This window comes from Pseudomonas sp. GW822-FHT05A08 (assembly GCF_058800485.1).
Window position 1 is genome coordinate 6,695,855 of record NZ_CM179511.1, and the last position, 14,610, is coordinate 6,710,464.

The 14,610-nt window shown below is 63.3% G+C and carries 13 protein-coding genes and 1 pseudogene; 5 read left to right on the forward strand and 9 right to left on the reverse strand.

Annotation, left to right across the window (positions count from 1 at the left end; translation table 11 throughout):
• Nucleotides 1–73: 73 nt before the first annotated feature.
• On the forward strand, nucleotides 74–847 hold the full coding sequence (locus AC3RCP_RS30350; RefSeq protein ID WP_007932862.1) for a transporter substrate-binding domain-containing protein: 774 nt from the start codon (nucleotides 74–76) through the stop codon (nucleotides 845–847).
• Between the two features lie 109 nt (nucleotides 848–956).
• Here the strand turns inward: AC3RCP_RS30350 and AC3RCP_RS30355 are convergent, their stop codons facing one another.
• Together AC3RCP_RS30355 and AC3RCP_RS30360 are read right to left on the reverse strand one after the other, a co-directional pair.
• Nucleotides 957–1,439, reverse strand: a complete 483-nt coding sequence (locus AC3RCP_RS30355) for a 2-thiouracil desulfurase family protein (protein ID WP_277589802.1) — start codon at nucleotides 1,437–1,439, stop codon at nucleotides 957–959.
• Between the two features lie 2 nt (nucleotides 1,440–1,441).
• The gene (locus tag AC3RCP_RS30360) at nucleotides 1,442–2,074 is read right to left on the reverse strand and encodes a 2OG-Fe(II) oxygenase (protein ID WP_037034054.1); all 633 of its coding nucleotides are present in this window, start codon (nucleotides 2,072–2,074) and stop codon (nucleotides 1,442–1,444) included.
• 171 nt (nucleotides 2,075–2,245) lie between these two features.
• On the opposite strand from AC3RCP_RS30360, the gene AC3RCP_RS30365 reads away from it, so the two are divergent.
• On the forward strand, nucleotides 2,246–2,998 hold the full coding sequence (locus tag AC3RCP_RS30365; protein ID WP_053263029.1) for a DUF2059 domain-containing protein: 753 nt from the start codon (nucleotides 2,246–2,248) through the stop codon (nucleotides 2,996–2,998).
• A gap of 136 nt (nucleotides 2,999–3,134) precedes the next feature.
• On the opposite strand, the gene bipL is transcribed toward AC3RCP_RS30365, so the two are convergent.
• The gene (gene bipL / locus AC3RCP_RS30370) at nucleotides 3,135–4,058 is read right to left on the reverse strand and encodes a phospholipase BipL (RefSeq protein WP_492570606.1); all 924 of its coding nucleotides are present in this window, start codon (nucleotides 4,056–4,058) and stop codon (nucleotides 3,135–3,137) included.
• A 108-nt stretch (nucleotides 4,059–4,166) separates the two neighbouring features.
• Between bipL and AC3RCP_RS30375 the strand changes: the two genes are divergently transcribed.
• The 3 genes and pseudogenes from AC3RCP_RS30375 to AC3RCP_RS30385 all read left to right on the forward strand — a co-directional run.
• Nucleotides 4,167–4,745: a DUF6436 domain-containing protein gene (locus AC3RCP_RS30375; protein WP_053263031.1), complete on the forward strand. Its 579-nt coding sequence runs from the start codon at nucleotides 4,167–4,169 to the stop codon at nucleotides 4,743–4,745.
• Nucleotides 4,746–4,851: 106 nt separating this feature from the next.
• On the forward strand, nucleotides 4,852–7,263 hold the full coding sequence (locus tag AC3RCP_RS30380; RefSeq protein ID WP_492570605.1) for a penicillin acylase family protein: 2,412 nt from the start codon (nucleotides 4,852–4,854) through the stop codon (nucleotides 7,261–7,263).
• Nucleotides 7,264–7,307: 44 nt separating this feature from the next.
• Nucleotides 7,308–7,493: pseudogene (locus tag AC3RCP_RS30385) on the forward strand (hypothetical protein); the annotation flags it as partial.
• Nucleotides 7,494–7,636: 143 nt separating this feature from the next.
• Here AC3RCP_RS30385 and AC3RCP_RS30390 read toward each other — a convergent pair.
• The 6 genes from AC3RCP_RS30390 to AC3RCP_RS30415 form a co-directional block, all read right to left on the reverse strand.
• Nucleotides 7,637–8,527, reverse strand: coding sequence for an ABC transporter permease subunit (locus AC3RCP_RS30390; RefSeq protein ID WP_023967929.1), 891 nt, complete (start codon nucleotides 8,525–8,527; stop codon nucleotides 7,637–7,639).
• Complete coding sequence (locus tag AC3RCP_RS30395) at nucleotides 8,524–9,405, reverse strand: ABC transporter permease subunit (RefSeq protein WP_169916015.1); 882 nt, start codon at nucleotides 9,403–9,405, stop codon at nucleotides 8,524–8,526. Before AC3RCP_RS30395 ends, AC3RCP_RS30390 begins: the two co-directional genes overlap by 4 nt.
• 35 nt (nucleotides 9,406–9,440) lie before the next feature.
• Nucleotides 9,441–10,583: an ABC transporter ATP-binding protein gene (locus AC3RCP_RS30400; protein WP_007928322.1), complete on the reverse strand. Its 1,143-nt coding sequence runs from the start codon at nucleotides 10,581–10,583 to the stop codon at nucleotides 9,441–9,443.
• Nucleotides 10,584–10,654: 71 nt separating this feature from the next.
• The gene (locus AC3RCP_RS30405; protein ID WP_009051375.1) at nucleotides 10,655–11,749 is read right to left on the reverse strand and encodes a polyamine ABC transporter substrate-binding protein; all 1,095 of its coding nucleotides are present in this window, start codon (nucleotides 11,747–11,749) and stop codon (nucleotides 10,655–10,657) included.
• A gap of 186 nt (nucleotides 11,750–11,935) precedes the next feature.
• A complete protein-coding gene (locus AC3RCP_RS30410) occupies nucleotides 11,936–13,030 on the reverse strand; it encodes a polyamine ABC transporter substrate-binding protein (RefSeq protein WP_492570691.1) in 1,095 nt (364 codons plus the stop codon).
• A 186-nt stretch (nucleotides 13,031–13,216) separates the two neighbouring features.
• Entirely contained in the window at nucleotides 13,217–14,581 is a 1,365-nt protein-coding gene (locus AC3RCP_RS30415; protein WP_053263035.1) for an aspartate aminotransferase family protein, read from the reverse strand.
• Nucleotides 14,582–14,610 lie beyond the last annotated feature (29 nt).

Genomic DNA, 14,610 nt, shown 5'->3' on the forward strand with positions numbered 1-14,610 from the left:
GTCGAAGGGCAATCAACACCATAGCAAAGCGAGCCTGAACAGCGCATCGCACATATAAATTCAAGGAGTGACCATGCGTTTCCTGCCTGGCCTGATACTTTTGCTACCTCTTGTGAGCACTTACGCTCAAGCCGAACTGATCGACGATGTGAACGATCGCGGGGAACTGCGTATCGCGCTGGAGGCCAATACCCCGCCCTTCAACTTCAAGGACGACGGCAAACTCACCGGTTTCGAAGTCGAGCTGGGCCAACTGCTCGCCCGGGAACTGGATGTGCGGGCGGACTTCGTGGTCGCCGACGCTGCCGACCTGCTACCTGGCGTCGAAAGCGGCCGCTACGACATCGCCATCAATCACGTAGCAATGACCCCGGAACTCAAGGATCGTTTCGACTTCAGCGAGCCTTACAGTTATTCCAGCGCACAATTGATCGTACGCAAGGAAGAAGAGCGCACGCTGGGCAGCCTGCAAGCGCTCCAGGGCCAAGCCCTCGGCGTGGCCCAGGGCAGCCAGTTCGCCGAGCAGGCACGCACCGTTGAAGGCATCGACCTGCGCAGCTACCCGAACGCCCAGCAACCCATCAAGGATGTGGCCGACAAGCAGCTCGACGCGGCCATCAGCGACCGCCTGCTGATCCCCTACGCCATTCGCGACAGCCGCTTGCCGGTGAAGGAAGGCGCCAAGGTCGGGCCGACCCTGAGCCTGGCGATCCCGTTTCAGAAAGGTAACCCGGCGTTCCAGGCGAGCCTCGATGGCGCGCTGCAACGCATCAAGGCCGATGGCCGGCTGATGGCGTTGTCGGAGAAATGGTTCGGCATGGATGCGAGCAAGCCGCCCAAGCCTTGATGTTGTAGTCGCTGCCGCAGGCTGCGAAAGGTCCGCAGGACCTCAGCGATATCACGTTCGCCACGGCCGTACCGGCCGATCGCAGCCTGCGGCAGCGGCTACAGAAGCGTTAGAGCGCCGCCAGGGCTGCGGCGGCCTCGGCCAGTTCCAGCTCGCTGAACACTTGCACCCCGGCGCGCTTGAGCAAGGCGGCGGTGACGCCCTCGCCGCTGACCTTGACCCCGCTGAAGCTGCCGTCATAGGTCAGCAGGTTGCCGCAGGACGGGCTGTTGGCCTTGAGCACGGCGATGCGAATCCCATGCTCGCGTACCAGCTCCAGCGCCTGCCGGGCGCCGCTGAGGAACTCGGCGCTGACATCCTCGCCCTCGGTGGTGATGACCCGCGCCAGGCCATCGAGCACTTCACCGCCCTGCCCGCCGGGTATTTCCGCGGCCGCCCGTGGCGTCGGCAAGCCGCCGGCGACTTCCGGACACAGTGCGACCACCCGGCCTTCGGCCTGCCAGTTCGCCAGTTGATCGAACGGCCCGCTGGCGCCACCGTCGTAACGCACGCGGTGGCCCAACAGGCAGCGACTGACCAGGATCTTGTGCATGATCAGAACGGCTCGTTGCCGCGCCGGCGGAACCAGCCCGTCAAGGACAGGCGCTCCCGGGTCGCGGGCAGGACTTCGTGGGGCACCTCGCCGGAGAGGAACACCACCAGCCGGCCGCCGGCGGGATCCACGTCGTATTCGGTCTCGCCATCGAAGTACATGCGCAGTTGCCCGCCCTGCTCCGGCAGCCAGTCCTGATTGAGGTAGATCACCGCCGACACCATGCGCCGGTCATCGTCGCGGAAACGGTCGACGTGCTTGAGGTAGAACGCCCCTGGCGGGTACAGCGCGAAATGGCTTTCGAAGTCTTCCAGGCCGAGGAACAGCCCGCGGTTCAGCGCCTCGCGCAGGCTGTCCATCAAGCCCAGGTAGGTATCGCAGCAGTCGGCCTGGCCGGGCTCGAGCCACTGGATATGATCGCCACGGATCCCCTCGCGAATCTCCTGCGCCGGGCCACGGCCAACCGCCGCTGGCGCCAGCTCGCCTTCGGCCGCGCGCTTGCGGCACTCGGCCGCCAGCTCCAGGGTCAGGGCTTCTGGCAGGAAGATGTTCTGCTGCGACCAGCCACGGGTGGCCAGGTCATCGACAATGCGTAACAGCAGGGGGTGATCAGAGGGTATTTGCATGGCGCGCATAGTATCCACACCCAGATGAATCCGACAGATCCGCGAGATAATTCTGACCAAGCAGCCTGGCGCTGCCTCTGTTCGTCGTTCGATCGGACAGTTTGCGTACTGAACCTGATACGAATTCTCGACAACCATCGCCTCGCCCCGGAGAATAGTGGGCTGCCGACAGGAGTCCTTATGCGCCGTTTGCTTTTTTCACTGTTGATGTTCTGTGTGTTGCCCGCCTGGGCAGACGGCCACGACCAGTTGTACAAGGTCGCCGGCTGGCCGGAACAACGCGCGCATTTCAACGATGCCCTCACCGCCGCCCAGCAGCGTTACCAGAATAGCCTGCCGCCAGCGGTCTATCAGGCCCTGGTCAATAACAGCAACCAGCGCTTCGCGCCGCAGGCCATGGACCGCCGCGCCCAGGCGCAGCTGCGGCAGAACCTCGCCGATCCGAAACCGGCCCTGGCGTTTTTCCAGTCGCCGCTGGGGCGCAAGATCGTTGCCGCCGAACTGCTGGCGACCCGCCGCGACCAACTGGCGAAGAATGCCCAGGGCCTGCCGAAGATGCAGGCCAGCGATACCCGTCAATTGATTATCGGCCACCTGGCCCAGGCGCTGCCGGCCCGTGAAGCCGGCGCGGAAGTCAGCCTGGCCATCGCCGGCGTGGCTGCCGACAGCCTGAGCCAGATGATCCCCGGCCTGCTGGGGGCCGGCCAGGCGCAGAACATGCTCAACGGCCAGCGCCAGCGGCTGATGGTGCAGATCGGCAATGACCTGAACAACACCCTGCTGTACGTCTATCGCGACCTGTCCGACCCTGAGCTGGAAGAGTTCGCCAACTTCGCCGAGTCCGCCGAAGGCAAGGCCTACTATCAAGCCGCCCTCGCCGCGATCCGCGCCGGGCTGGCCGTCGGCCAGAGCACTTCCAGCCTCGCGCCCTAGGCGCCCCTTGTAGCCGCTGCCGCAGGCTCGGGCCGCGTTCGGACGATCACCGGTACGGTCGCGCCGATCTTGCGACCACTGAGGTCCTGCGGACCTGTCGCAGCCTTCGGCAGCGGCTACAGGCGCGTAAATCCATTCAAAGATGCTGGTTCAGGAAGGCGAAGTATTCCTGGCGAATGCACGCCGCCTCGTTCGCCAGGTGATGCCGCGCCTCGGGCAGCATCAGCACCTGGGGCTGCTGGAACTTCTGCCGGATCACCTGCAGGTTGTGCTGCCAATCCACTGTCATGTCCGCCTGCCCCTGAACGATCAGCGGCTGCCGGCTACTGCGCGGGGCCAGTTCGATTCGCTTGATCCACTGCGCCAACGCGCCGACCCAGGCGGTCGGCAGGCGCAGGGGTTGCAACGGGTCGCGCTGCAGGAACGGCAGGAAATCGGGGTCGGTGGAGTTCTCGCTGAAGCGCCGGGCGATGCCTTTGACGAAAGGCCGGAGCATGTAATAGCTGAGCTTCGACCAGCCCCAGGCACGCGGGCGCACCAGCGGCGAGAGCAGGATCACCTGGCCCTGGGCCGGGCTCTGCGCGCCCTGGTTGAGCAAGTGATCGATCACGATCGCCCCGCCCGTGCTTTGCCCGCACAGGTGCCAGGGCTGGGGCAGATCGAGGGACCGGGCTTCGTCGAACAAGCCTTGCAGCACCGCCTGGTACACCGCGAAATCATCGATGCTGGCGCGCTCGCCGCTGGACAGGCCATGACCCGGCAGGTCGCAGGCAATCACCACCCACTGCCGCTCCAGCGCCCACTCGATCACATGCCGGTACAAGCCCATGTGATCGTAGAAACCGTGCAACAGAAACAAGGTCGCCACCGGCTGCTCGGGCCACCAGACCTGGCCGACCACCTCAAAACCGCCGACCGCGAAACGCCCCAGCCCACGCTTGACCGGCAGATCCAGCCCATAGAAACGCTGATAGGCCTGCGCCTGGGCCGAGAGCGGCTGCGCCTCGGCCAAGGGCCGCAGGCTGGCGCGCAGAAGGTCGGGGTCGAAGGTCGCAGACATAAGGGTTTCCCAGGGTGGCGCGGAACGCGAAACAGGCTTTATCGGCCTGCGATATTCATCTGTCGGGGCAAGCATGGCAAGCTACGCGACCTTCGAGGAATGATCCGTATGCGTCTGCCCTACCGCACGACCCTGCTTGCCAGCCTGCTCGCCCTCCTGTGCGCCGGGGTGCTGTGGGTCGCCTACGACTGGTTCCAGGGACGTTTTCTGCGCACCTTCAGCGAACACACCGCGGTGTTTTCCGGCGACCCGCTGCAACTGCCGCCCGGGCTGGCCGGCAAAGGCGCCATCCGCCTGGTGCATTTCTGGGACCCGGCCTGCCCGTGCAATGTCGGCAACCAGCAGCATCTGGCCGAGCTGATCGAACACTACGGCCCGCAGGGCGTGGAGTTCTACTCGGTACAGAAGGCCGGCAGCCACGGCCAGTTGCCCGCCACCCTGAGCCGTCTGAAAATCCTCGACGGCTTGCCCGGCTCGGAGCAGATCCCCGCCAGCCCGGCCGTGGCGATCTGGGACCGCAATGGCACCCTGGCCTATTTCGGCCCCTACAGCGAAGGCCTGACCTGCAATTCCAGCAACAGCTTTATCGAACCTATCCTCCAGGCCCTGCACGAAGGCCGCGCGGTCAGCGCCACCCACACCTTGGCGGTGGGCTGTTATTGTCCATGGCCGAAACAGACGGATTAAGGCATTCCTGACTTTTCGCAGACAACGGATGCCCGGCACAGAAGGCCTGTGCTAAATGTTTGCCTTGCCCACGGCAGGCAAATCGCAGAAAGAACAAGGAGTCACCATGAAACGCAGCCTGACCGTACTCGTCGTCCTGATCCTTGCCCTTGCCGCGGGAGGGGGCTGGTACCTGTACAGCAAGCAGCCGTCGCGCCAGGGCCAGGTCGAACTGGAGCGCCTGCAGGGCTCGGTCACGGTGCGCTACGACGAGCGCGGCGTGCCGCATATCCGCGCGGAAAACGAAACCGACCTGTACCGCGCGCTGGGTTATGTCCACGCCCAGGACCGGCTGTTCCAGATGGAAGTCATGCGGCGCCTGGCCCGCGGCGAGCTGGCCGAGATACTCGGCCCCAAACTGCTCGACACCGACAAACTGTTCCGCAGCCTGCGCATCCGCGAGCGCGCCGACAGCTACGTCGCCGGGCTGGATCGCCAGTCCCCTGCCTGGAAGGGCCTGCAAGCCTACCTGGACGGGGTCAACCAGTATCAGAACAGCCATCCGCAACCGATCGAATTTGATGTCCTGGGGATTCCCAAGCGTTCCTTCACCGCCGAAGACAGCATCAGCGTCGCCGGCTACATGGCCTACAGCTTCGCCGCGGCCTTCCGCACCGAGCCGCTGCTGACCTACGTGCGCGACCAGCTCGGCAGCGACTACCTGAAAGTCTTCGACCTCGACTGGCAGCCCAAGGGCGCCCTGGCCAAGGGCCGTGGCCCGCTGGCGCCAAGCCTGGCCGCCAGCGACTGGCAGGACCTGGGCGCCATCGCCCGGCTGAGCGAGCAGGCCCTGGCCGACGCCGGCCTGCCGCAATTCGAGGGCAGCAACGCCTGGGCGGTGTCCGGCACCCGCACCAAGAGCGGCAAGCCGTTGCTGGCCGGTGACCCGCACATCCGCTTCGCGGTGCCGTCGGTGTGGTACGAGGCCCAGCTGTCGGCACCGGGCTTCGAACTCTACGGTCATCACCAGGCGCTGGTGCCCTTCGCCTTTCTCGGCCACAACCTGGACTTCGGCTGGAGCCTGACCATGTTCCAGAACGACGATCTGGACCTGATCGCCGAGAAGGTCAACCCGAACAACGCCAACCAGGTCTGGTACCGCGGCAAGTGGGTCGACCTGGTCAACAGCGAGCAGCGGATCGCGGTGAAGGGCCAGCCGCCGGTCACCCAGATCCTGCGCCAGTCGCCCCACGGACCGATCGTCAACGACGTGCTCGGGGCCAATGCCGGCAAGACGCCGATCGCCATGTGGTGGGCCTTCCTCGAGACGCCGAACCCGATCCTCGACGGCTTCTACCAGCTCAACCGCGCCGACACCCTGGCCAAGGCCCGCAGTGCCGCGTCCAAGGTCCAGGCGCCGGGCTTGAACATCGTCTGGGCCAATGCCAAGGGCGACATCGGCTGGTGGGCCGCGGCGCTGTTGCCGAAACGCCCGATCGGCGCCAAGGGCACGTTCATCCTCGACGGCAGCACTTCGCTGGCGGACAAAGAGGGCTTCCACCCATTCAGCGCCAACCCCCAGGAAGAAAACCCGGCGCGCGGCTATATCGTTTCGGCCAACTTCCAGCCGGTCTCACCCACCGGCATGGAGATTCCCGGCTACTACAACCTCGCCGACCGTGGCCAGCAACTGGACCGCCAGCTCAGCGACAAGAGCGTGAAATGGGATATCGACGCCAGCCAGAAACTCCAGCTGGGCACCACCACCGCCTATGGCCCGCGCCTGCTGGCGCCGCTGCTGCCAGTCCTGCGCGAAGTAGTGAGCGACCCGCAGGAGCTCAAGCTGGTGGAGCAACTGGCGCAGTGGAAAGGCGACTACCCGCTGGACTCCACCAGCGCCACCCTGTTCAACCAGTTCCTGTTCAACCTCACCGATGCCGCTTTCCATGACGAGCTGGGCGACGCCTTCTTCGACACCCTGCTGTCCACCCGGGTGATCGACGCCGCGCTGCCACGCCTGGCCGCCTCCGCCGACTCGCCGTGGTGGGACAACCGCAACACCCTGAGCCAGGAAAGCCGCGCCGACACCGTCAGGGTCGCCTGGCGCGCCAGCCTCGCTCATCTCAAGGCGACCTTTGGCGACGACTCGACGAAGTGGCTGTGGGGCCAGGCGCATACCCTGACCCACGGTCATCCGCTGGGCCTGCAGAAGCCCCTGGACCGGGTGTTCAACGTCGGCCCGTTCGCCGCGTCCGGCACCCACGAAGTGCCGAACAATCAATCGGCCAAGATCGGCCCCGCGCCCTGGCCAGTGACCTATGGTCCGTCCACCCGGCGCCTGATCGACTTCGCCGATCCGGCCCACAGCCTGAGCGTCAACCCGGTCGGGCAAAGCGGCGTGCTGTTCGACAAGCACTATCAGGATCAGGCCGAGGCCTATATCGAAGGGGTGTACCAGCAGGCGCACTTCAACGAAGAAGAGGTCACGGCCAATACCCACAGCACCCTGAAGCTGTTGCCGGCGCGGACGGCGCAGTAACCCCTCTGGTGAACGACGCCTGACCCGCAGCAGCCAGCTTGGCTGGCGATCCAGTCGACGCGGCACTCAAGGCCGGGGCCACCCGTGAAGAGATTGCCGCCACCCTGGCCACCGCCATCTCACTGAATGCCGGAACGGCCTATGTCTATTCACTGCACGCCCTGGCGGCATACGACTCGCTGAAGAGCCGAGGCGTTTTCTGCTGTAGCCGCTGCCGCAGGCTGCGATAGGTCCGAAGGACCTCGGCGACCTTGAGACCGCTGCGACCGTTCCGGTCGATCGCAGCCTGCGGCAGCGGCCACCCCCGAAAACGACATCGCCCCTGAACAGGGGCGATGTCTTGTCGCGGTCAACGCCTTGCGACTGTCGCGTATCAGGCCGCTTCCGGGGCCTGTGCGCGGCGCACGTCCGGCTGCTTCCAGGAATCGGCCGCGGCCTCTTCGATGGCTTGCTGGATGGCGCGCTTGCGCCGCTCTTCGGCCTGGCGGCTGAAGTACCAGACCAGGAAGGTCACCAGCGACACCGCCAGCAGGATCAGGCTGGCCACGGCGTTGATCTCCGGTTTCACCCCCAGGCGCACCGCCGAGAACACTTCCATTGGCAAGGTGGTGGAGCCCGGGCCGGAGACGAAGCTCGCCAGCACCAGGTCGTCCAGGGACAGGGCGAAGGACATCATGCCGCCGGCCGCCAGCGATGGCGCGATCATCGGGATGGTGATCAGGAAGAACACCTTCCACGGCCGCGCGCCCAGGTCCATGGCCGCCTCTTCGATGGACAGGTCCAGCTCACGCAGACGCGCCGACACCACCACCGCCACATAGGCCGCGCAGAACGTGGTGTGGGCGATCCAGATGGTGACGATGCCGCGCTCCTGCGGCCAGCCGATCATCTGCGCCATGGCCACGAACAGCAGCAACAGCGACAGGCCGGTGATCACTTCCGGCATCACCAGCGGCGCGGTGACCAGGCCGCCGAACAGCGTACGGCCCTTGAAGTGGGTGATACGGGTCAGCACGAAGGCCGCCAGGGTACCCAGGGCCACCGCGGCGATCGCGGTGTAGCAGGCGATCTCCAGGGAGCGCACCACCGAGCCCATCAGTTGCGAGTTGTCCAGCAGCCCGACGTACCACTTCACCGACCAGCCGCCCCAGACCGTCACCAGCTTGGAGGCGTTGAACGAGTAGATCACCAGGATCAGCATCGGCAGGTAGATGAACAGCAGACCCACCACCAGCATCAGGTTCGAGAAACTGAAGCGCTTCATTCCTTGCCCTCCATTTCTTTGGCCTGACTGCGGTTGAAGAGGATGATCGGCACAATCAGGATCGCCAGCATCACCACTGCCAGGGCCGATGCCACCGGCCAGTCACGGTTGTTGAAGAACTCTTGCCAGAGCACTTTACCGATCATCAGGGTTTCCGGACCGCCGAGCAGTTCCGGGATCACGAACTCGCCCACCACCGGGATGAACACCAGCATGCAGCCGGCGATGATGCCGTTCTTCGACAGCGGCACGGTGATCTTCCAGAAGCTGTTGAAAGTGCTCGAACCCAGGTCCGAGGCGGCTTCCAGCAGGCTGGTATCGTGCTTCACCAGGTTGGCGTAGAGCGGCAGGATCATGAACGGCAGGTACGAATAGACCACGCCGATGTACACCGCCAGGTTGGTGTTGAGGATCTGCAGCGGCTCGTCGATCAAGCCCATGCTCATCAGGAAGCCGTTGAGCAGGCCGTTGTTGCTGAGGATGCCCATCCAGGCATAGACGCGGATCAGGATCGCGGTCCAGGTCGGCATCATGATCAGCAGCACCAGCACGGTCTGCAGCTCTTTGCGGGCGCTGGCGATGGCATAGGCCATCGGGTAGCCGATCAGCAGGCACAGCAGGGTGCTGAAGAACGCCATCTTCAGCGAGCCGAGGTAGGCGGCGATGTACAGTTCATCGTCGCCGAGCATCGCGTAGTTGCCCAGGTTGAGCAGCACCTGCAGCTTCTGGTCGATGAAGCTGTAGATCTCGGTGTACGGCGGAATGGCCACGTCCGCTTCGGCGAAGCTGATCTTCAGGACGATGAAGAACGGCAGCATGAAGAACAGGAACAGCCAGAGGAACGGAACCCCGATGACCATCTGACGGCCACCGGGAATTATTCGATTGAGGCGGCGCTTGAGCTTTCGCATGTTCATGAGCGCAGTACCACGCCGCTGTCGTCTTCCCACCAGACGTACACCTGGTCACCCCAGGTTGGACGCGCGCCGCGACGCTCGGCGTTGGCCACGAACGACTGCACCAGCTTGCCGCTCGGCAGCTCGACGTAGAACACCGAGTGGCCGCCCAGGTAGGCGATGTCATGCACCTTGCCGCTCGACCAGTTGTATTCGCAGGTCGGCATGTCCGGGGTCACCAGGAGTTTTTCCGGGCGGATGGCGTAGGTCACCGACTTGTCCTGCACCGAGGTGCTGATGCCGTGGCCCACGTAGATGTTGCGGTCCAGGTCCTTGCAGGTGATGGTCGCGTGGCCTTCGGCGTCGTCGATCACTTCGCCCTCGAAGATGTTGACGTTGCCGATGAACTCGCAGACCAGGCGGCTGGTCGGGGTTTCGTAGATGTCGATCGGGCTGCCGATCTGGGCGATCCAGCCCAGGTGCATGATCGCGATGCGCTCGGCCATGGTCATGGCTTCTTCCTGGTCGTGAGTCACCATCACGCAGGTCACGCCGACCCGCTCGATGATCTCCACCAGTTCCAGTTGCATCTGCGAGCGCAGCTTTTTATCCAGGGCGCCCATGGGTTCATCAAGCAGCAGCAGCTTCGGCCGCTTGGCCAGGGAGCGGGCCAGGGCCACGCGCTGGCGCTGGCCGCCGGAGAGCTGGTGCGGCTTGCGCTTGGCGTACTGGCTCATCTGCACCAGCTTGAGCATCTCGGCCACGCGGGCATCGATCTCGGCCTTGGGAATCTTGTCCTGCTGCAGGCCGAAAGCGATGTTCTGCGCCACGGTCATGTGCGGGAACAAGGCATAGGACTGGAACATCATGTTGATCGGCCGCTCGTAGGGCGGCATGTCAGTGATGTCCACACCGTCCAGGTAGATGCGCCCCTCCGTGGGCCGTTCGAACCCCGCGAGCATCCGCAGCAGGGTGGACTTACCCGAGCCAGAACCGCCGAGCAGGGCGAAGATCTCGCCTTTCTTGATTTCCAGGGACACATCGTCCACGGCAATCGTCTCGTCGAACTTCTTCGTGACCCGGTCGATTTTGACCAACACCTGCTTCGGTGTCTGGTCGCCCTCGAGGGCTTTCTTGTAGGCGCCGGAGGCAACTGCCATTTACGAAACTCCCAACAGAATTTGCAGTTCGCCCCATGCGGGCGAACTCTGGATAGTTTGAGCGGTTGACGCTATTTGCCCGACTTGACCTTGGTCCAGCTGCGGGTCATGAGTCGTTGGATCTTGGGCGGCAACTCTGAGTTGACGTACAGCTTGTCGACAATCTCCTGCGCCGGGTAAACGGCTTCGTCCTTGCGGACCGACTGGTCCATCAGCTCGCCCGCCTTGGGGTTCGGGTTGGCATAACCGACGGAATCGCTGACCTGGGCGATCACCTCAGGCTTGAGCAGGTAATTGATGAAGGCATGGGCCTGCTTGACGTTACCGGCGTCCTTGGGAATGGCCAGCATGTCGAACCAGAGGTTGCCGCCTTCCTTGGGAATCACATAGGCGATTTCGATGCCCTTGCCGGCTTCGGCGGCGCGCGCCTTGGCCTGGAACACATCGCCGGAGAAGCCCGCGGCCACGCAGATTTCGCCATTGGCCAGGTCGGAGATGTATTTCGAGGAGTTGAAGTAGGTCACGTAAGGCCGCACCGCCAGCAACTTGGCTTCGGCCTTCTTGTAGTCGTCGGGGTTCTGGCTGTTGGGGTCCAGGCCCATGTAGTTGAGCACCGCCGGGAGCATTTCATCGGCGGAGTCGAGGAAGGCCACGCCGCAGCTCGACAGCTTCTTGATGTTTTCCGGCTCGAACAGCATGGCCCAGGAGTCGATCTTGTCCACGCCCAGCGCGGCCTTGACCTTCTCGACGTTGTAGCCGATGCCGTTGGTGCCCCACAGGTAAGGCACGGCGTACTGGTTGCCCGGGTCGTTCTTCTCCAGGCGCTTGAGCAGCACCGGATCGAGATTGGAATAGTTGGGCAGCTGCGCCTTGTCGAGCTTCTGGAACGCCCCGGCCTTGATCTGCTTGCCCAGGAAGTGGTTGGACGGCACGACCACGTCATAACCGGTACGACCGGCGAGCAACTTGCCTTCCAGGGTTTCGTTGGAATCGAACACGTCGTACAGCGGCTTGATGCCGGTGGCCTTTTCGAAGTCCGCCAATGTGCTCTGACCGATATAGTCAGACCAGTTATAAATATGCACGGTCGGCGCGGCATAAGCGCTGACGGCCAGCGTCAGCCCGGCGCCCACCAGCATGGCTTTGCGAAATAAAGAAATAGGCAAGTGGAGGTCCTCTCAACAATTGGGCCTGAGTTGCCCGCACTACATGACAGCCAAGAGCTGCCCAGCAACAAAACCGGCGCGCAACTTACCTTCGATAAACCGATCCAGCAAAACTTTCTGTCATTTAATTGCACCGCTGACCGCCCTCGCGGGGACGACAGCCAGCGGTTGCTGCCTCAAACCGGCTTATTTGCCAGATTTGATCTTGGTCCAGCTGCGGGTCAACTCACGCTGGGTGGCGGCCGGCAGATCGGCGATCGCATACAGCTTGGCCTGCACGTCTGCTGGTGGGTAGATGCCCGGATCGCTGGTGATGTCTTTTTCTACCAGTGCCGTTGCGGCGGCGTTACCGTTCGGGAAACGCACGGCGTTGGTGATGCCGGCCATGACTTCAGGCTTCTGCAGGAAGGTCATGAACTTGTAGGCGCCCTCGACGTTTTCCGCATCCTTGGGGATAGCGACCATGTCGTAGAAGCTGCCGGCGCCTTCTTTCGGAATGGCGTAGCTGACTTTCACCTTGTCGCCGGCTTCGGCGGCACGGGACTTGGCCTGCTGCACGTCACCCGAGTAGCCGACCGCTACGCAGATGTTGCCGTTGGCCAGGTCCGAGATGTACTTGGAGGAGTGGAAGTAGGTGATCGAAGGACGGATCTTGAGGAACAGCTCTTCGGCTTTCTTGATGTCGTCTTTCTTCTGGCTGTCGGTCGGCAGGCCCAGGTAATGCAGCGCGACCGGGATCATTTCGGTTGGCGAGTCGAGGAAGCTCACGCCGCAGCCCTTGAGTTTGGCGATGTTCTCGGGCTTGAGCAGGGTGTCCCAGGAATCGATCTTGTCGACGCCCAGCGCAGCCTTGACCTTCTCCGGGTTGTAGCCGATGCCGATGGAACCCCACATGTATGGGAAAGCGTGCTTGTTGCCCGGGTCACTGACCGAAACCGCCTTGAGCAGATCCTGGTTCAGGTTTTTCCAGTTGGGCAACTTGGAGACGTCCAGCTCCTGATAAACACCGGCCTTGATCTGCTTGGCCAGGAAGTTGTTCGACGGCACGACCACGTCGTAACCGGACTTGCCTGCCAGCAGTTTGGCTTCCAGGGTCTCGTTGCTATCGAAAACGTCGTAGACCACCTTGATCCCGGACTCTTTCTCGAAGTTCGCGATGGTGTCAGGTGCGATGTAGTCGGACCAGTTGTAAACGTGCAGCACCTTGTCGTCTGCCTGGGCCACTGCCGCCATCGCGCCCATCAGGGACATGGCGAGGAGGGTCTTGCCAGCTTTCTTCATACCTATTGCCTTCATGCGTCATGCTCCAATTATTCTTTTTAACCTTGTGTTCAGCGACCGGTTGCCAGGCAACTAAAAACAGGCGGTAGTCTGGCAAGTTCCAAGGCGGGCTTTCAACAGAAGACCCCATCCTTTATGGCCGCCCCGAGCGAAGTACCGCGGGGTACTCCGCTCAGAGCCTAGCACTTAGCCCTGTAACGCACTCAAGGTCAGGTCCAGGCACTTGCGGGCCTTGCTCACCAGCTCATCGATCTCCTCCTTGGTGATCACCAGGGGCGGAGCGATGATCATGGTGTCGCCCACGGCGCGCATGATCAGGCCATTGTCGAAGCAGAACTGCCGGCAGATCATGCCGACGCCTTTTCCGACATACCGCGCACGGGTGGCCTTGTCCTGAACCAGCTCGATGGCGCCCAACAGGCCGACTCCGCGAACCTCACCCACCAGCGGGTGATCGTTCAGTTCCCGCAGGCGTTTCTGCAAATACGGTGCCGTTTCGGCCTTGACGCGCTCGATAATTTTTTCGTCGCGCATGATGCGGATGTTTTCCAGGGCCACGGCGGCGGCCACCGGGTGCCCGGAATAGGTGAAACCGTGGTTGAAATCGCCGCCCTCGTTGAGCACCGCTACCACTTCATCGCGCACGATCAGGCCACCCATGGGGATGTAGCCGGAGGTCAGGCCCTTGGCGATAGTCATCATGTCCGGCTTGAGGTCGTAGAAATCGCTACCGAACCACTCACCGGTACGCCCGAACCCACAGATCACCTCGTCGGCGACGAACAGGATGTCGTACTTGGCGAGGATTTCCTTGATCCGCGGCCAGTAGCTTTCTGGCGGCACGATTACGCCGCCCGCGCCCTGGATCGGCTCGGCGATGAAGGCACCGACGTTATCGACGCCGACTTCGAGAATCTTCTCTTCCAGCTGGTTGGCCGCCCAGATCCCGAACTCGTCCGGGGTCATGTCGCCGCCTTCGCCGAACCAGTAAGGCTGCGGGATATGCACGATGCCCGGGATCGGCAAGTCGCCCTGTTCGTGCATATAGGTCATGCCGCCCAGGCTCGCGCCGGCCACGGTGGAGCCGTGATAGCCGTTGACCCGGCTGATGATGGTTTTCTTCTTCGGCTGGCCCTTGATCGCCCAGTAGTGGCGAACCATGCGCAGCATGGTGTCGTTGCCTTCGGAACCGGAACCGGTGAAGAACACATGGTTCATGCCCTTGGGGGCCACATCGGAGATGGCCTTGGCCAGTTCCAGCGCCGGCGGGTGGGCGGTCTGGAAGAACAGGTTGTAGTACGGCAGCTCGCGCATCTGCTTGCTGGCGGCGTCGGCCAGTTCTTCGCGGCCATAACCGATGGCCACGCACCACAGCCCGGCCATGCCGTCGAGGATCTTGTTGCCCTCGCTGTCCCAGAGATAAACGCCCTCGGCGTTGGTGATGATCCGCGGGCCCTTCTCCTTCAATTGCTTGAAGTCGCTGAACGGGGCCAGGTGGTGCTCGCTGCTGAGGGTTTGCCACTCACGGGTTTGCGGGTTGTTGCTGGTCATTGGAACTCTCCTGATTTTCCGGTGAGGGC